Source organism: Natrinema versiforme JCM 10478 (genome assembly GCF_000337195.1).
In the GTDB taxonomy this organism is placed as follows: domain Archaea; phylum Halobacteriota; class Halobacteria; order Halobacteriales; family Natrialbaceae; genus Natrinema; species Natrinema versiforme.
The window spans coordinates 88042-109499 of record NZ_AOID01000047.1; the positions used below are offsets into that span (position 1 = coordinate 88042).

At 65.9% G+C, this 21458-nt stretch carries 23 protein-coding genes; 13 read left to right on the plus strand and 10 right to left on the minus strand.

Features of this window, described 5'->3' with window-relative positions:
- Positions 1 to 191: 191 nt before the first annotated feature.
- Positions 192 to 842, minus strand: a complete 651-nt coding sequence (pspAB, locus tag C489_RS15080) for a PspA-associated protein PspAB (protein WP_006432177.1) — start codon at positions 840 to 842, stop codon at positions 192 to 194.
- Between the two features lie 24 nt (positions 843 to 866).
- Positions 867 to 1766, minus strand: a complete 900-nt coding sequence (gene htpX, locus C489_RS15085) for a zinc metalloprotease HtpX (protein WP_006432178.1) — start codon at positions 1764 to 1766, stop codon at positions 867 to 869.
- A gap of 163 nt (positions 1767 to 1929) precedes the next feature.
- Between htpX and C489_RS15090 the strand changes: the two genes are divergently transcribed.
- From C489_RS15090 to C489_RS15110, 5 genes are all read left to right on the plus strand, one after another.
- Positions 1930 to 2694, plus strand: coding sequence for a creatininase family protein (locus tag C489_RS15090; RefSeq protein WP_006432179.1), 765 nt, complete (start codon positions 1930 to 1932; stop codon positions 2692 to 2694).
- Positions 2695 to 3304: 610 nt separating this feature from the next.
- Positions 3305 to 3910 (plus strand): GNAT family N-acetyltransferase, encoded by a 606-nt coding sequence (locus C489_RS15095; RefSeq protein WP_006432180.1) that lies wholly within the window; start codon positions 3305 to 3307, stop codon positions 3908 to 3910.
- A gap of 64 nt (positions 3911 to 3974) precedes the next feature.
- On the plus strand, positions 3975 to 4640 hold the full coding sequence (thiE, locus tag C489_RS15100; protein ID WP_049890921.1) for a thiamine phosphate synthase: 666 nt from the start codon (positions 3975 to 3977) through the stop codon (positions 4638 to 4640).
- Positions 4637 to 5467, plus strand: coding sequence for a hydroxyethylthiazole kinase (gene thiM, locus C489_RS15105; RefSeq protein ID WP_006432182.1), 831 nt, complete (start codon positions 4637 to 4639; stop codon positions 5465 to 5467). The genes thiE and thiM overlap by 4 nt, the downstream gene beginning before the upstream one ends.
- A 90-nt stretch (positions 5468 to 5557) precedes the next feature.
- Positions 5558 to 5830 (plus strand): DUF7553 family protein, encoded by a 273-nt coding sequence (locus C489_RS15110; RefSeq protein WP_006432183.1) that lies wholly within the window; start codon positions 5558 to 5560, stop codon positions 5828 to 5830.
- A 189-nt stretch (positions 5831 to 6019) separates the two neighbouring features.
- Here C489_RS15110 and C489_RS15115 read toward each other — a convergent pair whose 3' ends face one another.
- Complete coding sequence (locus C489_RS15115) at positions 6020 to 6655, minus strand: ferritin family protein (protein ID WP_006432184.1); 636 nt, start codon at positions 6653 to 6655, stop codon at positions 6020 to 6022.
- A gap of 160 nt (positions 6656 to 6815) precedes the next feature.
- On the opposite strand from C489_RS15115, the gene C489_RS15120 reads away from it, so the two are divergent.
- Entirely contained in the window at positions 6816 to 8036 is a 1221-nt protein-coding gene (locus tag C489_RS15120) for a polysaccharide deacetylase family protein (protein WP_006432185.1), read from the plus strand.
- Between the two features lie 270 nt (positions 8037 to 8306).
- Here C489_RS15120 and C489_RS15125 read toward each other — a convergent pair whose 3' ends face one another.
- Positions 8307 to 9164 carry a sulfurtransferase gene (locus C489_RS15125; protein ID WP_006432186.1) on the minus strand — a complete coding sequence of 286 codons (858 nt, stop codon included), beginning with the start codon at positions 9162 to 9164 and terminating at the stop codon, positions 8307 to 8309.
- 278 nt (positions 9165 to 9442) lie between these two features.
- Between C489_RS15125 and C489_RS15130 the strand changes: the two genes are divergently transcribed.
- Positions 9443 to 10246, plus strand: coding sequence for a sulfurtransferase (locus C489_RS15130; protein WP_006432187.1), 804 nt, complete (start codon positions 9443 to 9445; stop codon positions 10244 to 10246).
- A 73-nt stretch (positions 10247 to 10319) separates the two neighbouring features.
- On the plus strand, positions 10320 to 11132 hold the full coding sequence (locus tag C489_RS15135; RefSeq protein WP_006432188.1) for an aldo/keto reductase: 813 nt from the start codon (positions 10320 to 10322) through the stop codon (positions 11130 to 11132).
- Between the two features lie 67 nt (positions 11133 to 11199).
- On the opposite strand, the gene C489_RS15140 is transcribed toward C489_RS15135, so the two are convergent.
- Together C489_RS15140 and C489_RS15145 are read right to left on the minus strand one after the other, a co-directional pair.
- Positions 11200 to 12633 (minus strand): dihydrolipoyl dehydrogenase, encoded by a 1434-nt coding sequence (locus tag C489_RS15140; RefSeq protein WP_006432189.1) that lies wholly within the window; start codon positions 12631 to 12633, stop codon positions 11200 to 11202.
- Positions 12634 to 12725: 92 nt separating this feature from the next.
- A complete protein-coding gene (locus C489_RS15145) occupies positions 12726 to 12947 on the minus strand; it encodes a type II toxin-antitoxin system HicB family antitoxin (RefSeq protein WP_049890935.1) in 222 nt (73 codons plus the stop codon).
- A gap of 138 nt (positions 12948 to 13085) precedes the next feature.
- Between C489_RS15145 and C489_RS15150 the strand changes: the two genes are divergently transcribed.
- The 3 genes from C489_RS15150 to C489_RS15160 all read left to right on the plus strand — a co-directional run bounded on the left by C489_RS15150 (position 13086) and on the right by C489_RS15160 (position 16038).
- Positions 13086 to 14480: a signal recognition particle protein Srp54 gene (locus C489_RS15150; RefSeq protein ID WP_006432191.1), complete on the plus strand. Its 1395-nt coding sequence runs from the start codon at positions 13086 to 13088 to the stop codon at positions 14478 to 14480.
- Between the two features lie 110 nt (positions 14481 to 14590).
- Positions 14591 to 15427 (plus strand): hypothetical protein, encoded by an 837-nt coding sequence (locus C489_RS15155; RefSeq protein WP_006432192.1) that lies wholly within the window; start codon positions 14591 to 14593, stop codon positions 15425 to 15427.
- The gene (locus C489_RS15160) at positions 15424 to 16038 is read left to right on the plus strand and encodes a PH domain-containing protein (protein WP_006432193.1); all 615 of its coding nucleotides are present in this window, start codon (positions 15424 to 15426) and stop codon (positions 16036 to 16038) included. Before C489_RS15155 ends, C489_RS15160 begins: the two co-directional genes overlap by 4 nt.
- A gap of 41 nt (positions 16039 to 16079) precedes the next feature.
- On the opposite strand, the gene C489_RS15165 is transcribed toward C489_RS15160, so the two are convergent.
- Together C489_RS15165 and C489_RS15170 are read right to left on the minus strand one after the other, a co-directional pair.
- Positions 16080 to 17336 (minus strand): outer membrane protein assembly factor BamB family protein, encoded by a 1257-nt coding sequence (locus tag C489_RS15165; protein ID WP_049890924.1) that lies wholly within the window; start codon positions 17334 to 17336, stop codon positions 16080 to 16082.
- 80 nt (positions 17337 to 17416) lie between these two features.
- Positions 17417 to 18613 carry an outer membrane protein assembly factor BamB family protein gene (locus C489_RS15170; protein ID WP_006432196.1) on the minus strand — a complete coding sequence of 399 codons (1197 nt, stop codon included), beginning with the start codon at positions 18611 to 18613 and terminating at the stop codon, positions 17417 to 17419.
- A gap of 119 nt (positions 18614 to 18732) precedes the next feature.
- Here C489_RS15170 and C489_RS15175 point away from each other — a divergent pair, with 119 nt between their 5' ends.
- Together C489_RS15175 and C489_RS15180 are read left to right on the plus strand one after the other, a co-directional pair.
- Entirely contained in the window at positions 18733 to 19737 is a 1005-nt protein-coding gene (locus C489_RS15175; protein WP_006432197.1) for a hypothetical protein, read from the plus strand.
- Positions 19738 to 20076: 339 nt separating this feature from the next.
- Positions 20077 to 20268 (plus strand): hypothetical protein, encoded by a 192-nt coding sequence (locus C489_RS15180; protein WP_006432198.1) that lies wholly within the window; start codon positions 20077 to 20079, stop codon positions 20266 to 20268.
- 142 nt (positions 20269 to 20410) lie between these two features.
- On the opposite strand, the gene C489_RS15185 is transcribed toward C489_RS15180, so the two are convergent.
- Complete coding sequence (locus tag C489_RS15185; protein ID WP_006432199.1) at positions 20411 to 20824, minus strand: RNA-binding domain-containing protein; 414 nt, start codon at positions 20822 to 20824, stop codon at positions 20411 to 20413.
- Positions 20821 to 21405: an AAA family ATPase gene (locus C489_RS15190; protein WP_049890937.1), complete on the minus strand. Its 585-nt coding sequence runs from the start codon at positions 21403 to 21405 to the stop codon at positions 20821 to 20823. The genes C489_RS15185 and C489_RS15190 overlap by 4 nt, the downstream gene beginning before the upstream one ends.
- Between the last annotated feature and the right edge of the window lie 53 nt (positions 21406 to 21458).

Genomic DNA, 21458 nt, shown 5'->3' on the forward strand with positions numbered 1-21458 from the left:
AACTGGTGTATGGCGCAGTTGTGATGATGTGGGTTTGATGTGGCTTCCTGCCGCGTACGTCTCCGTATGCGCGGGTCCGCAATACCGGTGACTCCTACACGATTTGGGAGTCCGCCGGCCGGGCGGACGAAACCGGGAGACGGAACACCGGTCGCGTCAGAGCCGAATCCACACGCCGGACTCGCGAGCCGTCACTCCCACGGATGGGTCCCGCCCTCGCTGGGCCAGAGCGGGTACCAGTACTCCTTCTCGCGCTCGATCTCGAGTTCGCCGTCTAAGGCCGACTCGAGGGTAAATTCCGCGCTCGAGTCCCGTTCCCGGCCGGATTTCGGGACGAAGGGGTAGAAGGCCCCACGGCGGAACGAGTAGATCCAGTACGCCGACTCGCCCGTGCTGGTGCTTTCGCCGTCGTCTCGGGTGCTTAACGCGCCGCCGCGCTTTGCGTACGCGAAGACGGCCGCCAGCAGCCGCGAGCCGTAGCCGTGTTCGATGAACGTGTCCGTCGCGAAGTGCATGCTGGTGATCAGATCCTCGGGATCGTCGTCCGCGAGGACGACCCAGTGGTAGCCGTGATCGTCGCTGGTGACCGAAAACTCCGTGCCGGTCTCCTCGCGGCCGGCCTCGAGGATCGCTTCGACCTCGTCGACGGCCTCCCGGAAGTCGCTCGAGTCGACGCCGGAAAAGCAGAGCGCGCCGACGTCGAGCGACTCGTAGCCGAGATCGGCCTCCATCGTGAGGTAGGCGGTGCTCATCCCGAAGAGATCGTCCGGATCGGCGTCGCGTCCGGCGTCGGTCTCGGCGCGCGACCCGAGGATAGCGCGGAGTCCGTCCAGTAGTCCCATGTCTCGAGTAGCGAGGGCCACCCCTTAGAAGGTCTGCATTTCGCGCTCGAGGCTCCGGAGTTGTTCGACGCGCTTCTCCGTCGGCGGGTGTGTCGAGAAGAGCCGGCCGATGACGCCGGACTTGATCGGGATGATGAAGAAGGCGTTCATCTCGGCTTCCTCGCGCATGTCGTCTTTCGGGACCTTGTCCATCTCGCCCGAAATCTTCAGGAGTGCGGAGGCGAGCGCCGACGGATTACCGGTAATCGCGGCCGCGCCCCGGTCGGCGGAGTACTCGCGGTACCGCGAGAGCGCCCGAATCAGCAGGTAGCTGATGATCCAGACGACCAGCGAAACGAGGATGGCGACGATGATGCCGCCGCCCCCACCTTCTCGGCCGCCGCCGCGGCTGTGGCCGCCGCCGAAGAACGCGCCCCAGCGGACCATCATGAACGCGATGGTCGAGAGGAACGAGGCGATGGTCATCACCATCATGTCGCGGTTCTTGACGTGGGCGAGTTCGTGGGCGAGGACGCCGTCGAGTTCGTCCTGCTCGAGCGTGTTCATGATCCCGGTCGTCACGCAGACGGCCGCGTTGCGCTGGTTGCGCCCGGTCGCGAAGGCGTTTGGCACCTTGGAGTCGACGACCGCGACCTTCGGTTTCGGGAGGTCGGCCTGCTGTGAGAGCCGTTCGATCGAGGCGTGTAGTTGCGGGTACTCGTCGGCCGAGACCGTCTTCGCGCCCATGCTCCGCAGCGTGAGCGTGTCGCTGAAGTAGTACTGCACGAGCGAGAACCCGCCGAAGAGCATCCCGAAGATGAGCAGGTTCGCACCGCCCGCAATGTACGCCGTAAGCACCCCGGCGAAGACGATGTACAGCGCGAACAGCAGAAACATCGTCACGAACATTCGAAGTCGCAATCCCCAGTCCGCCTGCCAGTTCATACCTGGACGAACGGGCTCCGGAGAAATAAGTACCTTGACGATACGCTCTCGACTCCCTCGACCGTTGCTAGCGAATATTCCTCAAACAGATCAGCGATGGAGCGGCGTCTCGGCAGTCGTCCCCGAGTTATATTTGTGTTGACTGGTTCCGTCGAAACGACGAATGTCCTCCCCCGATTCGGTACTCCTCGAGGAGTGTGCGTGGCCGGAAGTCGAAACGGCGCTCGAGAACGGAACGCGGACGGCGATCGTGGCGGTCGGCTCGATCGAGCAACACGGGCCGCACCTGCCGCTGAATATGGATACTCTCGACGGCGACGAACTCTCGCGACGGATCGCCGCGGAACTCGGTGATGCACTGGCGGCGCCGACGATTCGGCCCGGATGCTCGGGTCACCACATGGAATTCCCGGGAACGATCACGATGCCACCGGAGACGCTGATGGACGTGATCCACGCCTACTGTCGGTCGCTGGACGAGCACGGGTTCGAGCACGTCGTCCTCGTCCCGACCCACGGCGGGAACTTCGCGCCGGTCTCGACCGTCGCGCCCGAGATCGCCCGCGAGATAGACGCGTCCGTGATCGCCCTCGCGGACCTCGACGACCACATGGAACTGCTCAACGAGGGGCTCCGCGCGGCCGGCGTGGAGTACCAACAGGACGTGATCCACGCCGGGGCCGCCGAAACGGCCATGATCCTCGCGATCGAGGAGGGGTTCGTCCGGACGGATCGACTCGAGACGGGGCCGGAGGGAGCCATCTCCACCGCCCGCCTCCTCAGCGACGGATTCGAGTCGATCACTGAGAACGGCGTGCTGGGCGATCCCGGTGAAGGCACCGCCGACGCCGGCGAGGCGATTTTCGACGCCGTCACCGATGCGTACGTCGAACGGATCGAAGCCGAGCGCGAGGCGGTCCGAGAGTAGAGGGTGTACTGACGGCAAGTCTATGACAGATCCCCTCATGGAGATCCGAACACACCTGCTCACAACCGATCTCGCGAACCCCTTCGTTTCGGATGGAGACCCCGTGACGCGGTCACGTCTGACGACGGCACAGCGGCGTGGTATATGACACAGGCCCGCCGCTTCTGCCAGACACCCCGCCGTTTTGCGTAGCGCGGCGTGACCGTTCCGAGCCGGAACCGATCGCGGGCTGTGAGACGTGTCGCAGTCGACTCGAGTCCGATCCCATCTCGTCCGCGCTACCGCTCGTTCTTTAAGTGTCTCTGGTCACAAGGTGGAGCTATGACGGGAGGTCGTCGTTCTCGGCTGCACTTCACAACTTCTGCAGTCACAACGCTTTCTCTCTCTCTCAGTCGGCAAGTCCGCGCTCCCCACGATCTCCCTTTAAGTACCTCTGGTTACAAGGTGAAGATACGACGGAGGAGCGGCCATTCTCGAGGCAGCTACGATCCACCAGCGTCCAGCATCCTATTCGTTGTGAGTCGCGGCGACCACCGTCCAGCGCCGACTCTCCACGAGTCCTCGAGCCGGCTTCAGCGAACTTATTTTCCGCCCGCGGGAACCGGCGACCATGGAGTCCGACACGCGGATTCGCGTCGCGACCGCGGCGGACGCGGCCGCCGTCCGAGACATCTACGCCCCGTTCTGTGAATCCACGGCGGTCACCTTCGAGGAGACGCCGCCCGGCGAGGCCGAACTGGCCGATCGGATCGAGTCGACCCTCGAGGACCATCCGTGGCTGGTCTGCGAGATCGACGGCGACGTTGTCGGCTACGCCTACGCGGGCCCGCTGCGCAAGCGCCGCGCCTACCAGTGGGTCGTCGAGCTATCGGTCTACGTCGCCAAGTCGGCTCGCCAGTCCGGGGTGGGTCGCGCGCTCTACGAGTCCCTGTTCGCCGTCCTCGAGCGGCAGGGAATCCGGGACGCTTACGCCGTGACGACGGTTCCGAACCCCGAAACGGAGCGGTTCCACGAGCGGATGGGGTTCGAGCGACTGGTCGATTTCCCGCGGATCGGCTACACCCAAGACCACTGGCAGGACGTGGCGTGGTGGCGACGCCCCCTCGCCGAGAAGTCCGACGCGCCCGATCGGCCGCGCCCGTTTCCGGCGGTTCGCGAGGACGAGGACTGGGAGTCGCTCGTGCGGACGGGTCTCGAGTCGCTCGAGCGGTCGTAGCGCAACCTCCGAGCGGTACGTCTCGACCGAAGTCACTTAGTGCGACCACCCACTGGTATCTTCCGTGAATCCCTCGAACTGGCGGACCTATCTCGTGACCCAAGCGTCGCTGTCGGCCGACCGGTCGACGCCCGATATCGTCCGCGCGGCCATTGACGGCGGTATCGACGCCGTCCAACTGCGCGAGAAGGACACGAGCGCCCGATCGCGGTACGAACTCGGCCTCGAGGTGCGCGAGCTCACGGCCGCGGCGGGCGTCGAGCTGATCGTCAACGACCGCGTCGACATCGCGCGGGCGATCGACGCCGACGGCGTCCACGTCGGCCAGTCCGACCTGTCGGTCGCGGTCGCCCGCGATCTGCTGGGGCCGGACGCGATCGTCGGCTGTTCGGCGTCGACGGTCGCGGACGCCCGGAACGCGGAAGCCGAGGGGGCGGATTACCTCGGCGTCGGCGCGGTCTACGGAACGTCCTCGAAGGACGTCGAGCCGGACGAGAACGGAGTGGGGCCGGAACGGATCGCCGACATCGCCGACGCGGTCTCGATCCCGATCGTCGGGATCGGCGGTATCACGGCCGACAACGCCGCCCCGGTCGTCGACGCGGGTGCGGCGGGCGTCGCCGCCATCTCCGAGATTACGGCAGCCCCGGATCCGAAAGGTGCGACCGAAGCGCTTGCTCGCGCCGCCGAAACGACGAAGGCGGTCGACGCCGGAGGGAACGGACGATGAGCGTTACAGACGCGACCGCCGACGACCTCGCGGACTCGGTTCGAGCGGTTCGGGAGACGGAGCCGCTCGTCCAGCACCTGACCAACACGGTGACGATCAACGACGTGGCGAACCTGACGCTGCACTGGGGCGGGCTGCCGGTGATGGCCGACTCCTTCGGGGACGCCGGCGAGATGGCCGAGCTCGCGCGCGCGATCACGATCAACATCGGACAGGTCCCCGATGCCCGCGTCGAGGCCATGCACGAGGCCGCCCGGAAAGCGAACGAGCGCGGCATCCCGGTCGTCCTCGACCCCGTCGGCGTCGGCTCGACGCCCTCGCGCGAGGCGGTCGCCGAGAGCCTCCTCTCGGAGATCGACTTCGCCGTCATCAAGGGCAACTACGGCGAGATCAGCGCGCTCGCCGGCGTCGAAGCCGACGTGCAAGGCGTCGAATCCATCGGCGACTACGACGAGATCGAGCAGACGGCGCAATCGCTCGCCGAGTCGACCGGCGCGATCGTCGTCGCCTCGGGCGTCACGGACGTCGTTGCGGACGCCGACGGCGCGGTGCGGGTCGCCGCCGGCCACGACATGCTCGGCGAGGTCGTCGGTACCGGCTGCATGCTCGGCGCGACCGTCGCGACCTTCTGTGGCGCGCTCGAGGACGACCGCGAGGCCGCCGTCCACGCCACGCTCGCGTTCGGTGTCGCCGGCGAGCGCGCGGCCGAGATGGAGCACGCGGGGCCGGGCAGCTACTCGACGAACTTCCGCGACGCCGTCGCCGGCGTCACCGGCGAAGTCGTCGCGGACCTCGACCTCGAGGAGCGGATCGAACGGGTCCGCTGAAACGGATCGGGAGTCTGTCGGCTCGTCGGAACTTCCAGTTCCCGGGAGCGTACTGAAACCGTTTTAATACCGCCGCGTGAACAGTTGCCCATGGCTCGAGACGAACTCGAGAACGCGGCCGAGTCGATCGAGGAGGCGGCGACGGCCGCGTCCGACGACGAGGCACAGGACCGGCTTCAGAACCAAGCGGCGACGTTCGAGGATTACGCCACGGCCGATAGCGGCCCGGATCACGGCCAACTCGCGCGCCACGAACACATCCTGAAAGACATCGCCGACGACGAAGGCGGCGACGCCGCGGCAGCGATCGACGACGCGCTCGAGGCGATTACCGAGCACCGGTCGACGCTCGAAGGCGTCTGAGGGCTCGAGAACGATCTTCTTTCGCGGGTCGGAGAATAGCGGGTGCCGAGCGACGGACCCCGAAGCTTCGATCCCTGACCCGCGGCCTTGCTATCCGAATAGAGGGGTCTGCGCTGGCGTTGGCGTCCATCTGACAGCCGCGAGCGGCCCGCTTTCTACGCTCGCGGATGGACACGGATCTCTCCCGCGTTAGCAGACCGGCTTCGGGTTCGCACCCATCCCCTCGAGGGTCTCGACGTACTCGTCGTAGGCGGCCTGGATCGCGCCAGTCGCGGCCTCCTGTGCGCGCTCCCAGTCCTCGGCGCTCTCACAGACCGTCCCGAGCAGTTCCGTCGCGCGCTCGAGTTGGTCGTCTAAGTCCTCGCCGAAGCCGCGGAACAGGCTGGCGGTCTGGGGGTCGGCGTCGCCGACGAAGTAGCCGACGACCTGCTCTTTCGAGCGCTGGCTCGCGAGGATGCGGCCGACGAGCGCGCCGGTTCGTTCGACGGTGTCCTCGCGGGCGCGCAGGTACTCGTGGAGCTGCGGAGTGTTCGCCGGTTCGTACTCGTCGTCGTCGAGTTTCCTGTCGACGGTCTCGTAGTGCTCTTGCTCCTCGTCGGCCGTGGCCTCGAAGGCCTCGCGGGCCTCGTCGTCGGCCTCGTCGTCGGCCCACTCGAGGAAGGTCTGCCAGGCGGCGTACTCGGCGTCCGCCGTCGCCTCGAGGACGGGTTCGGTGTCGATCTCGCCGCCGGTGTCGGCGTACAGCGACTTCGAGGAGCCGAGCCGCGAGAGCGCGGTCTGGTTGTCTTCGCTGACGGTCTCGACGAACGTCTCCGAATCGGTCATGGGGTGTGCTTCGGGCGGCCGCGGGTTAGGTTTATCGTGACGGGTCCGTGAATCCGACCGTCGTCCCCGCCTCCGACATCGATATGGGACGGTTACTGTTCGACCATTGAACTCCAACGGCAGCATAACAATTACCGTACTTGGACTTTCCTCGAGCAGAATGAAACGACGCGCGTATCTCGTGACGGCCGCCGCGGCGACCCTCGGTGGCTGTTCCGCCCTGAGCGATTCGGAAACGTCCGACGACCCCGACGATGAGAACGAGACCGATTCATCGGATCCGTCGGACACGATCGACGAGGAACCCGGCTCGTTCGATCAGTTCGACGACCTCTCGATGTGGGAGGTGATGGAGGGTGCGCTGGAACTCGACGAGGAGCGGGCGTACGTCGGCGACCAGTCCGGCCGCATGACGGCCGATGAGTCCGAAGAGCGGGTCATGATCAAACGCCGGTTCGACTCGCCGCGGAATCTCTCCGACGAGTTCCCCGCGCTGGCGTTCGCGACCGAAGACGACGTCGATCCGGTCGTCCAACTCTCCGATACCGACGGGAACCGGCTGCTCCTCCAGTGCAACGTCGAGCCCGGACTCCCGTTCGCACACCACGACCTCGGGGTTATCGACACCGTCGGCGATCTCGACCTGAGCGCGATCAAACACATCAAAATCTCCGCGTGGGCGAGCGATGACCGCTCGATCACGGTCTGGGTCGACGACCTCCAATTCGTCTCCCGACCGGAGACGGGAAAAGTCCTCATCCAGTTCGACGGCGGCACCGAGACGGCCTACACGCAGGCCCGCTCGACGCTGTCGGAGTACGACTACCCCGCGACGGCCTTCGTCCCCACCGACCGCGTGGGGGGCAGCGGCTACCTCGATCAGGACCAACTCGAGACCCTCCAGAGCGACGGCTGGACGATCGGCAGTCAGGCGACGACCGGCAGCGGGCTCGCCGGCGACAGCGAGTCCGCCCAGCGCGACCAGATCGAGGGTGCCGTCGCGTGGCTCGAGGACAACGGCTTCGAGGACGGTGCCAACTACTTCTCGTACCCGCTCAACCGCTACGACGAGACGACGCTGGGCATCGTCGAGGAGACCCACGATGTCGGCTTCGTCGGCGGCTACGCCGGCCACGGCAGCCTGCTGAATCCGGCGCTCGCGCCGCGAACGGTCAGCCCGTCCGCCGACGAGGCGCGGCAACTCCTCGAGTGGACGGCCCAGTTCCGGACGATCACGACGCTCACCTACTCGGATCTCTCCGGCGACTCGGCGGCCGCGTTCGAGGGAATGGTATCGACGCTCACCGATCTCGAGTCGGCCGGCGACCTCGAGGTCATCACGCCGGACGACCTCGCCTCGGACTACATCCAAGACGCGTAATCGCTCGAGACGGTATCGGCCGAGAAGGCGGTCCGGTTCGGATTACGTACTATTTTGCACGGAGTCTGGTGCCACAAACAGCGCGAGTGCTTCGGTTGGTATCTGTTAGTCGCCACTGTGGGCGAAGATTACTTTTTGCGGGCTCTCCGCTCGAGTGTAGCAGAAACAGGAATCGGCGCTGCCTCGGATAGCGGTTCCGACGTGTCGATGCTCTCTCGAAGCCGATTCCGTTGTTTCGCCTGTTCCGCGGTTCACCTGACGGCGCTACGCTTACTCGCCCGTCTCGATCGGCGCGTTGACGAGGTTGCCCCACTCGGTCCAGGACCCGTCGTAGTTGACGGTGTCCTCGTAGCCGAGCAGTTCGTGCAGTGCGAACCACGCAACGGAGGATCGCTCGCCGATGCGGCAGTAGGCGACGGTCGTCTCGTCGCCGTCGATGTCTTCCTCGGCGTAGAGCTCCTCGAGTTCGTCGTAGTCCTTGAAGGTGCCGTCGTCGTTGGTCACGGCGGCCCACGAGATGTTCTTCGCGCCGGGGATGTGGCCGCCGCGCTGGGCGGTCTCCTGCAGGCCGGAGGGCGCGAGGATCTCGCCGGAGAACTCCTCGGGCGAGCGAACGTCGACCAGCGGGACGCCGCGCTCGATCGCGTTCTCGACATCCTCTCGGTACGCGCGGATGCTCTCGCGCGGGCCGGCGGCGTCGTACTCGGTTGCCGAGAAGTCGGGCTCCTCGTCCGTGGTCGGGTAGTCGTTGTCGAGCCAGTATTCGCGGCCGCCGTCGAGCAGGTAGACCTCGTCGTGACCGTAGTACTTGAACTGCCAATAGGTGTAGGCAGCGAACCAGTTGGAGTTGTCACCGTAGAGGACGACCGTGTCGTCCTCGCTGATGCCGTGACTGCCGAGGAGATCCTCGAAGTCCTCCTTGTCGAGGATGTCTCGCTGGGTCTGGTCCTGAAGCTGGGTTTCCCAGTTGAATCCGATTGCGCCGGGTGCGTGTTCGTTCTCGTAGGCTTCCGTGTCGACGTCGACCTCGACCAGTCGGTGGTCGGAATCGTCGTCCTGGAAGTCGTCGAGTCGGTCGGCGACCCAATCGGCCGTGACGAGTACGTCGTTGGCGTAGTCGTTTGCCATACCCACCCCTTCGATGGCGACACACAAAGGGACTACTTAACCGGTCAATTCGGACACTGATCGACTCTGACGGAAACACTTGCCGCATTCGACGAAACCGATCGAAATCACCGTTCGTACAGGCGCTGTATTCGTCGGATTCGCGCGGCATTTGATATATAGGCGTATACACAGGTCAGCTCCCCCACCAAAAACAAGCAAGAGTTGCCACTGTCCCGGTACCCGCAAGTCGACGGAAATCGGTGCGTACTCGAGTCTCCGTTCCGAACGACGGCCTAATGGACGACTCCGTCGTCGTTTCCCCCGACTGGCTCGCATCGCGTCTGGACGATCCGCAGGTCCGCGTCGTCGACGTCAGAGACGCCTGGGAGTTCGACGGGATCGGGCACCTGCCCGGCGCGGTGAACATCCCGTTCGACAGCTACCGCGACGAGAGCGATGTCGACCGCGGGACCCTGCCCGGTGCGGAAGCCTTCGCGGCCCTGCTCGGTGACGCGGGGATCAGTCCCGAGGACACGATCGTCGCCTACGACGACACCCACGGCGTCTTCGCCGCCCGGTTCGTGCTCACCGCCCTCGAGTACGGCCACGACGACGTGCGCCTGTTAGACGGCGACTACAGCGCGTGGAACCAGTCCCACGAGACCACGAGCGAAACTCCCGAGATCGAGCCGGTCGAGTACGAAGCCGACCCGCGCTCCCCCGAGGAGAGCCCGCTGGTCGGCTACGACGCCGTCGCGGACGCCCTCGAGCGCGACGCCGTGTTCGTGGACACGCGCGAACAGGAGGAGTTCGAGGAAGCCCGCCTGCCGGGCGCGGTGCTGTTCGACTGGCGCGAAGTCGTCAACGACGAGACGCGACGACTGAAACCCGAGGCCGAACTCGAGGCGTTACTGGCCGACCACGGGATCACGCCGGACCGCGAGATCGTCCTCTACTGCAACACCGCCCGGCGGATCAGCCACACCTACGTCGTGCTCAGAGCGCTCGGCTACGAGAACGTCCACTTCTACGAGGGGAGCCTCACCGAGTGGCTCGCCAACGACGGCGAGGTCGAGAGCGGCCCGGTCGCGTCCGAGTGAGCCCCGAATCGGTAGCGGGCATCCGTGCAGGTGATCGGAAGACCCATCCACCGGTATCGAGTACGCCGCATCGATGGCCCGCGATTCTTTGCCGAGCATCGGCCTCGGCACCTATTCCGAGGACGACCGCGAGCAGTGGCGCGACACCGTCGAGACGGCGCTGAACGTCGGCTACCGCCACGTCGATACGGCACAGGTGTACGAGAACGAACGGTACGTCGGCGAGGCGCTCCGATCCGCGTCCGTCGACCGCGAGGATGTCTTTCTCTCGACGAAGACGGTCCACCACGATGTCCCGCCCGAACCCGGAGCCGTTCCCGACGCGATCGACGACTGCCTCGAGCGCCTCGGCGTCGAGACCGTCGATCTCCTGTACGTGCACTGGCCCTCCGGGATCTACGACCACGAGGCGGTCCTGCCCGCTTACGACGAGGCCTACCGGGCGGGGAAGACTCGCCGCGTGGGCCTCTCGAACTTCACGCCCGACCTGATCGACGAGGCGCTCGAAGTCCTCGACGCGCCGCTGTTCGCCCATCAGGCCGAGATGCATCCCCTGTTGCCACAGGAGGAACTGGTCGCCCACGCACAGGACCACGACTACCGGTTCGTCGCCTACTCGCCGCTGGCCAACGGCGAGATACTCGACGTGCCCGAAATTCAGCGGGTCGCCGAGAGGCGCAACGCGACGCCGGCGCAGGTCTCTCTCGCGTGGCTCCTCGATCACGACAACGTCGCCGTGATCCCGAAAGCGAGCAGTCGCGAGCACCTCGAGCAGAACTTGGCTGCGCGGGCGCTCGAACTCGACGATGACGACATCGAACTGATCGACTCGATCGATCGTCGGCAGCGCATGATCGACCCCGACCACGGGCCGTGGAACTGGTAGGCCGCGCCGATTCTCCGGGAGATGGACCCGTCAGCGGCCGTCCTCGAATCGCCTTCTCCCGAGGTGATCACGAGACGTCTCGCCAGTCCGGTGCCGTCGAGTACGCCGCGTCCGAGAGGTCGTCGAACGCCGCGTAGACCACCTCGTTCAGCGCGGGATGGACGTGGACCGGCTCGGCCACGTCGTCGACGGTGCCGCCGCCGTCCATTGCGACGACCACCTCGTGGAGCAGCGTCGCGGCCTGCGGGCCGACGATGTGACAGCCCAGAATTTCGCCGTCCGGGCCGGCGATGGCCTTGACGAACCCGTCGTCGGCCTCGAGGATCATCCCCATCGGCGCAGTGCCGTAGGGAACCGTTACGGCGTCGTAGTCGCGACCTTCGGCCTCGAGGTCGCCTTCTGTTCGGCCCACGCTGGCGACCCGCGGGTCGGTGAAGATCGCGTGGGGCATCGCCTCGTAGTCGACCGTTCGCCCGGCGTCGTCGAGGACGTTCGCCGTGACGACTTTCGCCTCGTAGTCCGCCGCGTGCTTGTACGGCTGCTCGCCGAGCACGTCGCCCACCGCCCAGACGCCGTCGGCGGTCGTCGCGAGCGTCTCGTCGGTCTCGATGGACCCCTTGTCGTCGGTCTCGACCCCGGTGGCCTCGAGGTCGAGCGTGTCGGTATTGGGTCGCCGGCCGGTCGCGAGCAGGAGTTCGTCTGCGGTGAGTTCGACCGTTTCACCGCCGTCGCCGTCGCTTGGCTCCGCGGTAACGACGACCCCCTCCTCGTCTCCCGCCTCGACTTCGGCAGCCTCGTAGCCGGTGTAGACGTCGCAGTAGCTCTCGAGCGATTCGGTCACGGCGGCGCTGACATCGTCGTCCTCCCGCGGCACGAACCGGTCGCTGCGGCCGACGATCGACACGTCGGTGCCCAGCGCGCCGAAGAAGTAACCCAGTTCGGCCCCGATGTAGCCGCCGCCGACGATCGCGAGTTCGTCGGGTTGCTCCGCGAGGAAGAGCGCGTCGTCGCTAGTGAGGAACTCAGTCTCCTCGAGGCCGTCGATCGGCGGGACCATCGGGCGGCCGCCGACGGCGATGACGACGGTGTCGCCGCGGATTCGGTCGTCCTCTCCCTCGCCGTCTCCCGTGTCGATCGCGATCGTTCGGTCGTCGACGAACCGCCCCTCACCGCGGTAGAGAGTAACGTTCTCGCTGTCCTGTAGGCTCGATTCTTGGTTCTCTGCCTTCTCGTAGACGGTGTCGTGGACCGAGGCCGTGATCTCGCCGTACTCGGCGTCGTTCAACGCCGCGGGGACGCCGAAGTTCTCGGCCCCTCGAACCTCCTCCATGATATCCGCGCGGTGGATGAGCGCCTTCGAGGGCACGCAGCCGCGAGTGATACAGGCACCGCCGAGCGGTCCGGGTTCGACGACGGCCGCCTCGAGACCCTGCTCGGCCGCCGCGGTCGCGATCTGACTGCCCGAGCCGCCGCCGAGCACGACGATATCGTACGCGTCCATATCCTCACCCGACCACGGGTGGCCGCCTAAAACGAAAGCCTGCGATGGGAATGCGATACGAACAGAGTGGTCCTCGCGCCCGCCGGCTTCCCCTAGAGCCAGTCGTCTCCTGTGTCGTCGTTCGTCGCTTCCGTGTACGTCTCGACCGCCGCCGCGAGATTCTCGAGGGCCTCAGCCGGCGTCTGCCCCTGACTCGAGACGCCGGTGACCTCGTCGTCGGCGATGTGGAGCCCGTGGTCGTTTTGTCGCATCGTCACGTCCGCATCGGCGAGGGCCTCGTACTCCGAGGGGTCGACGTCTGCGTCGGAACTCATGGGCGGGGATTGGCCCGCTCGAGTGAAATACGCATCGACGACGTACGCGGTCCGCCGTGTCTCGGTCCCGTTCGACCCGGCCCGTTCGTGTCGGTCGTAGAAAAAGCCTTTAACGCCATCGCCCCGTATACCGAGCAAATGGTACTCGACGATCTCGGGAGTTCTCTGCGGGGCACCCTCGACAAGCTCCGCGGGAAGTCGCGACTCAGCGAAGAAGACATCGAGGAGATCGTCAAGGAGATCCAGCGATCGCTGCTCTCCGCCGACGTCGACGTCTCGCTCGTGATGGAGCTGTCGGACAACATCAAGGAGCGCGCCTTGGAGGAAGAACCGCCGGCCGGCACCCCCGCGCGGGACTTCGTGCTCCGCATCGTCTACGAGGAACTGGTCGATCTCATCGGCGACTCGACCGAGTTACCCCTCGAGGAACAGACGATCCTCCTTGCCGGGCTGCAAGGGTCCGGGAAGACGACCTCCGCCGCGAAGATGGCGTGGTGGTTCTCGACCAAGGGGCTGCGCCCGGCGGTCATCCAGACGGACACCTTCCGCCCCGGCGCGTATGACCAGGCCGAGGAGATGGCCGAGCGCGCCGAAGTCGACTTCTACGGTGACCCCGACAGCGAGGACCCCGTCGAAATCGCCCGCGAGGGCCTCGAGGAGACGAGCGATGCCGACGTCCACATCGTGGACACGGCGGGTCGCCACGCGCTCGAGGATGACTTGATCGCCGAGATTGAGGAGATCGAGGACGTCGTCGACCCCGATACCTCGCTGCTCGTCCTCGACGCGGCGATCGGGCAGGGCGCGAAGGATCAGGCCCAGCAGTTCGACGAGTCGATCGGGATCGACGGCGTCGTCATTACGAAGTTAGACGGGACGGCGAAAGGTGGCGGTGCGCTGACTGCCGTCGACCAGACCGATTCCTCGATCGCCTTCCTCGGGACCGGCGAGGAAGTCCAAGACGTCGAGCGCTTCGAGCCCGACGGCTTCATCTCGCGGCTGCTCGGCATGGGCGATCTCAGTCAGCTCGCCGAGCGCGTCGAGCGCGCGATGGAGCAGACGGATATGGAAGAAGAGGACTGGGACCCCGAGGACATGCTGCAGGGCCAGTTCACCTTAAACGACATGCAAAAGCAGATGGAGGCGATGAACAACATGGGGCCGCTCGATCAGGTCATGGACATGATCCCCGGAATCGGCGGCGGGATCAAAGACCAGCTCCCCGAGGACGCCATGGACGTCACCCAAGAGCGGATGCAGACGTTTACGGTGATCATGGACTCGATGACCGAGGCCGAAAAGGAGTATCCGAAGGCCATCGGCGCGAGCCAGATCCAACGCATCGCTCGCGGCTCCGGGACCGAGGAAGAACAGGTCCGCGAACTGCTCCAGCAGTACAAGATGATGGAGCGCACGATGAAGCAGTTCCAAGGGATGGGCTCCGAACAGGAGATGCAGCGCATGATGCAACAGATGCAACAGGGCGGCGGTGGCGGAGGCGGCGGCATGGGCGGGATGGGGCCGTTCGGATAACCTCGTTACCGTCGGAACTGCCGACGAACCGTTCTCGCTGGCCGTCGATCACTTCGGATAGACGCGTTCTCCGATATATTTAAGAAACTGACGTTCAATCAGTGCGGACGATGGTCGGGTCTCCGCTCTCGATCGTGCGATACGCGTTCAACGCGGTCTTCGACCCGGCTGCGATCGTCTCTGGCAGGGAAAACCAGTACACTCTCGACCGGCGAGCCACGGTTCGACGGGCAGTTCGGCTCTCCCTGTTTTATTTTCTCAACCTCTTTTTGTACGCGATCCCGCTCACGTATGCCGGGTTCGGGACGACCAGTGGCGGGGAGCCACCCGCAGCCGTCGCCTCAGTTGCGGCCGTCGTCGGTACCAACGCGGACGCGACGTGGCAGTTCCTCCTCGCGACAGTGCAGAACTGCACGTTTCTCTTTCTCGCGTCCGTACTGACGTTCGCAACGTTCCACGTCGGCGTCTCGCTCACGCGGGAATCGCTCGGTGTCCTCCAGTCGATTCATACCGTCGTTTACAGTACCGGCATCTACCTCGCCGCGATCTTCAGCCTCGCTTGGTATCTGTCGACCTCGCCGGAGATCACCGTCGCGGGCGACTGGCTCGTCTGGGTACAGGCGGAGTTCATTTATGCGGTCATCGACCTCACGGGAACGGACCTCGTATTGCCCGGTGGCCGGCCGGCTGCCGTCGGCCTCGACGGGATGACGCGAACCGGCACAGTCGCTCTCGGTGCCCTGTTTGCGACGGGGATCTATTACCTCTACTCGCTGTATCTCGGCGCGAGAATCAATCACGATTCGTCCCGGTTCGCGAGCGCGCTCGCAGTCGGTTTCGTCGTCGTCTCGCCGGCCCTGTTCGTCATCGGCTCGGTCGCGACTACGGTCGTTGCCGATGGCACCCTCGCGACGGTCGCCCTCTCGATCGATTCACTACCGCTATGACAAACTCACACCCAGCGCCACCGGAGTCCGACGAACCGTCGACCGAATCCGCCGTCCCCGACGACTCGAGCGAGCACCCGGATTCGGCCGCGACAGCCGACGGCGCTTCGACGGACCGGCCGCGATCGGAGAGCGCCGATCGGCCGGTCGAACGCGTCCAGCACCGAGCCCGTCCGACGATCCGGCCCCAACTCGCCTGGATCGCGCTCACCGTTCTCGTCGGCGGTGGGATCGCCGTCGCGCTGTTCGCGAACGTCCTCGGCCTTCCGGACCGACAGCTCGCGGTCATCGCCGCGATGGCGGTCGCGTTCGTCGTCGTCGCCGTTATCGGCCGCCTGATCGCCCAGATCTACGTCCTGACGCGGACGACGTACACAATCACGGCCTCGAGCATCCGCTACGAGTTCTCGCTGTGGTTCCGAACGCGGTCTCGAGAGGTACCGCGTTCGGAAGTCCGGGCCTACCAACTCGAGCGGGACCGGATCCAGCGGCTGTTCGGCGTCGGCACGGTCACGGTGCTTACGGGCGGAACGAACGCGAGTCTGGGCTACGTCGAGTTCAGCAACGTCCCCGACCCGGAGACCGTCCGGGACGCGATCCGCAACGGGTAGCCGCGACCGCCCTCTCGGGGGGGATTCGTTTCCGCGGTCGGTCAGGCCGTCCCGAGCGCGTAGAGGGTCTCGGCCGCGACGATATAGGCCCGTCCGTCCGCGACCGCCGGTGAAGCACGGATTTCGGTCGCCGCGGAGAACGACCACGTCACGCTGCCGTCGCTCGCGTCGGCTGCGAGGGCGCGCCCGTCCAACGTACCGAGGTGGATCCGTCCGTCCGCGACGGCGGGTGCCGAGATCTTCGGCGGGTTCCCGTCCCGGTCGGACTCGTCCCACACGCTCTCGCGCCACCGGACGTCTCCGCGTTCGGTTCCGAGTTCGTAGAACCCGCCGTCCTCGTCGGTCACGTAGAGGCTCCCGTCGGTCACGGCCGGCGACGTGACGATCGGGCTCTCGAGTTCCGTTCCCCACCGTTCCGCCCCGCTCTCCGCGTCGACCGCGTAGACGTATCCCTCCGTCCCGGTGTCGCCCGCCCCGCCACCGTACACGGTCCCGTCGACGACGGTCGGCTCGTTCGACCCGTTTCTCACCCCGTCGTAGGTCCACCGCCGCTCGCCGCTTTCCGCGTCGAACGCGTACACGGACGGTTCGGCCCCTGCTGCGAGTATGCCGAGGTACGCCGTTCCGTCGTCAACGACGGTTCCCAGAACGGTGTTGGGGAGTTCCTTCGACCACCGTTGCTCTCCCGAGGACGCATCGTGCCCGCTCACACGATCGTCGTCCGCCGCGACGAGCACGTCGTCGAGGAGCCGCGGCGACGCGAACGAACTTCCGCTGCCGCCGGTCAGGGATTCGGACCAGAACCGTTCGCCGTCGCCGGCGTCGAACGCGTAGAGGAAGCCGTCTCCCGGCGTCGCAAATGCGACGCCGCCGGCCACCGTCAGCGCGGGACTCAGCCCGCCGGTGAGACCGACCTCGCTCGACCACGTCTCTTCGCCCGAATCGGCTTCGAACGCGCGCACTGTCGATCTGGCGGCGCAGTACACTGTCCCATCCGCGACGACTGGATTGCCGCGCCCGCCGTTCAGATCGGCGGTCCACACGTCCGAGACATCGTCTCCAGGCGGGGTCACGTCGGCAGCGCCGCTCCCGCCCCGATCCGCGCCGAACGCCGGCCACGCTTCCGTTTCGGTACCGGCTCCGTTCGCGCCGTCTTCGGTCGTCTCGTTCCCCGCCGTTTGCCCTCCCTCCTCGAGCAGCGGTCGGAGACAGCCCGCGGTCCCCGCGGCGAGTCCGACGGCAACCGACCCTACCAGCGTTCGACGGGACAGCGATCCCCGGATCGATCGGTCTTCCATACCGGCCAATGCGACGGTATCGATAAAAACCATCAGCTTCGATGACTCTCCCCTTCGCTACCACTCGAGGAGCGGTCGCCTCATTCGAGGCTGCGAACGTCGTATCCGACCAGCGTTCCGTTTTCGAGGGCGGCAAGCCGGTTTTCGACGGCGAACAGTTCGTGATCGCTGTCGTCCGCCGGTCCCTCACCGGCGTAGCGCAGTTCTCCATCGGTCGAGCCGAATCCGTAGAGCCGTCCGGAATCGGAACCGACCGCGTGGACCCACCGGGTGCCGCCCGTTTTCGCGACCGGCGAGGTCACTTCGCCGTCGATCTCGATGCTCCACCGTCGGTCTCCGGCGACCGAGTCGAACGCGATGACCCGTCGCCCGGCCACGATCCAGCCGGCGTCGCCGTCGAACGCGGGCGGCCCTATCGTCGGGAGTTCTCCGGTCTGCGTCTCGAACCCGATCGTCCACGACTGCTCGCCGCTCGTCGGATCGATCCTCGCGATCGCTCGCCGCTCCGAATCGACCGCGAACACGCGTCCCGCGTCGTCGACGAACGGTCCGTACCCGTGTCCCGCGATCGAAAACTCGGTAGCCCACAGCTCGGACCCGTCCGCGGGATCGTGTCCCGTTAGCTCCCCGTTTCGATAGGACGCGACGACGACGCCGTCCGCGACGACGGCTCCGCTGAAGCCGGCCAGTTCCGCCGACCGCCGCCATCGCTCCTCGAGCGTCCCACCGTCGAGTCCGACGAGGACGTCGTTCTCGCCCGCGTGTCTCGTCCCGGTAACGAGCGTTCCGTCGTGTATCGCACTGTCGCCGCCGGCCGTTCCGTACTCTGCGGTCGCCTCGATCGTCCCGCTCCGGCGGTCGATCGCGCGAATCCGGTCTTGCTGTGCGGACCCGACGTACACCAGCTCGGGTCCGGCAGAGAGATAGAAGCCATACGGTACGTCGCCGAGATCGCAGGTCCACTCGATCTCGCCGCCGCTCGGGTCCACCGCGACGATCCCTTCGTCTCCGTCCACCGCTCCAGCCACGTAGATCGTTTCGTCGACGAGCCGGCCCCCGTATTCTACGTCGAACGCCGTCGCCCAGGCGCGATCGAGTTCGAGTTCGTTCTCGTGATCGCCGCCGCCGAGTTTCTCGGTCTCCTCCTCGGCGTCGATCTCGAGGTCGCTTTCGTTGCTCTCGGTTTCGTCGTCCCCGTTTTGGTCTGGCGACTCGAGCCCGAGACAGCCCGCCAGTGCGAGCGTCCCAACCGTCGCCAACGCGTCTCGTCGCCGCATAGTGGCGTCTTCCGGTGGCCATCGCATAAACGTTCGCCGTGCAGACAGTCACGGGACCGTGTGGGTCCTGTCGGTCAGTCGGACAGTATCTTCAAGAACGTCTAGTGGTATGCTCCGGTATGAACCGTCGACAGTATCTCGCTCGGACCGGCGCGGCCGGTACGAGTGTTGGAATTCTTACGGGACTTGCCGGCTGTCTCGACGACCTCGGCGGGTCGTCCGAGACGAACGACGCCGAGGGTGGCGACGCCGGCAGCCGGACCGGCGAACGCGCGCTCGACCGTGCCGCCGGCAGGCTAAACGAGGCCGCCCAGCCGCTGAACGAACTCGGGAACCTCGAGGACCCCGAGGCGGTCGAGTTTGATCCCGAAGCGTCGCGGACGGGGATCGCCGACGCCAGAGACCACCTCGAGACCGCCGAGTCCGAACTGGGCGACGACCGGCAGGCCGATATCGACACGCTCCGGGCGTACGCGGACGCTCTCGAGGGGCTTGTCGCCGTCACGGCGACGGTCACCGACGAGGGGATCACCGAAGACATCGACGAGGTCACCGCCGCGATCGAAACCGAGGGCGATATCGAGGGAGCGAGCGAGACCGTCGGCCAACGCCACACCGAGATGGCCGACGCCCGCGAGCGCTGGGACGAAGCGAACGCGACGATTCAGGACCTCGGTGGCGACAGGCTCAACGATCTGGCCGGCATCGATATCGCCGACCTGGAGGAGGGAGCCGCCGCCCTCGGCGACGTCGTCACCTCGCTCGAGACGCTCGCCGCGGCCTACGACGCGACGCTCGACCCCGACGAGGGGTACGGCGCGCTCCAGCAGGGTCGGGACGACTTCGAAAACGGCGCGTACGAGGACGCACAGGCGGCGTTCGAGACCGCCGAATCGACGTTCTCGACGGCGCGCCAGCGACTCGAGGACGGCACCGCGGACGCACCCGACGGGCTCGCGGGTCATTTCGAAACGGCGGAGTGTCAGACTCGCCATCTGCGGGACGCGGCGGCGGCGTTCACCGAGTCGGCCGGAGCCGCGGCTGACGGCGACGCAGTCACCGCGAAACGCCGGCAAGACGACGGCGAAACCGCTCTCGACAACGTCGGGACCTGTACGAATTGACGACTATCTCGACTGACTAACGGCAACTCCGTCTGACTCGCCGCCGCGTCCGGCGACAGGGTGACGGTGTCCTCGAGCATGACCTCCGAAACGGGTATCGTGTCGTGTATCTGACTCCACTACGCGGCCGACCCCTATCAGTAGTCGGTACCCTACGGCCGGCGTCAGTGAGGTATACATGTCTCACGTCGACCCGACTGCCCATCGTGTGTGGCGCGTGCTGAGAGCTGTTCGCAGTAGCGACCCGACTGCTCGAACGCACGCGGGGATAAGTGAGATACCACAGTGGTTTCTCGCTATACAGAAACGAATACATGCACGAATTGTAGTATTTGAAATATGACCTCGAAAACCCATTCAATTCTCATTCCCGGCGTGATTTGTATGATCATCGGATTTGTCATTTTTAACGTTCTCGGGGCTGCATTCAGCCTACTAATTGGATTTTCAATGGGTGAACAATATTACCGTCGTCACGAGTTAGAGACACAGGTCCGCGAACTCCAAACGGAAGACAACGACGAGATCTGAGGGGTGTACGCTACGGGCAGTTCGCTCCCTTTACTCCGCAGTATCGTTCCGAGACGAGGCTCGAGCCGGACTGGAACTCGGATCGCCGATTCAACGCTCGATGAGAACCGCAGTTACGCGCAACCGCAAACACTCGAGTTGATTAGGCGTCGACCGGCCGCCCGTCCTCCGTCGGCGGCGCGATGTGATCGACGTACTCCTCGAGGGTCGGCTCCTCGACGCGGACCCGAACGGCGATCTCGCCGAGTTCGTCCGGTTTCCCCACCGAGAAGTTTACGTACTCCTCGAAGGCCGCCTGCTTCTTCAGCGCGAAGGTGAAGGTGTCGCCCTCGCGGTTGGCGAAGAACTCGCCACGAGCGGTGTCGAGGATCTCCTGTTTGTGAAGCAGTTCCGAGAAGTGATCGAGCGTGTGGGTCTCGCCGCTGACCTCGCCGAACTCCTCCTCGAGGTCGGCGTTGGGGAAGACGTTCGCCACAGCGTCGAGCACGCGGTTCGTGACCTCGGTGTCGTAGATCGGGGCCGTGATTTCGACGTCAACGCGGTAGATTTCGCTCATGAGTCAGCATCCGCTTCGGCGGGTTTCCGTCCATCGGTTCCGTTCCGGACGATCGCGCGGATCCGCTCGTGGAAGGCCGCGAGCGTGTCCGTGTTCTCGACGACGACGTCGGCCCGATCCATCGCGTCGTCCATTCCGAAGCCGCGTTCGCGCTCGTCGCGAGCGGCCAGCCCCTCGCCGCCGTCGGCCTCGCCCGCGTCCCGGCCGCGCTCGTCGATCCGCTCGACCCGGATCTCGAAGGGGGCCTCGATACTGACCAGCGTGAACGCGTCGCCGAACCGCTCCTCGAAGACGTCGACCTCGTCGCCCGAGCGAATCCCGTCCACGAGGACGGTGTCGTGGCCTTCGAGGCGGTCCTCGATCATGGGCAGCGATCGCTCGGCGATCGCCGTCGGGCCGTTTTCCTCGCGCAGCGCCTGCGCGACCGTCCCGTGATCCTTCGCGGGGTCGAGCCCGCGGTCGGCCGTCTCCTGGCGGACGACGTCGCCCATCGTCACCACCGGGATCCCGTCCTCGCGTGCGACGGTGGCGGCCTCGCCCTTGCCGCTCCCGGGGAGTCCCACCGTTCCGATGACGTGCATCGACTTCATCTACCGGCGAGACGTGCATAAACGCTGTGCTCGCCGTTCACCCG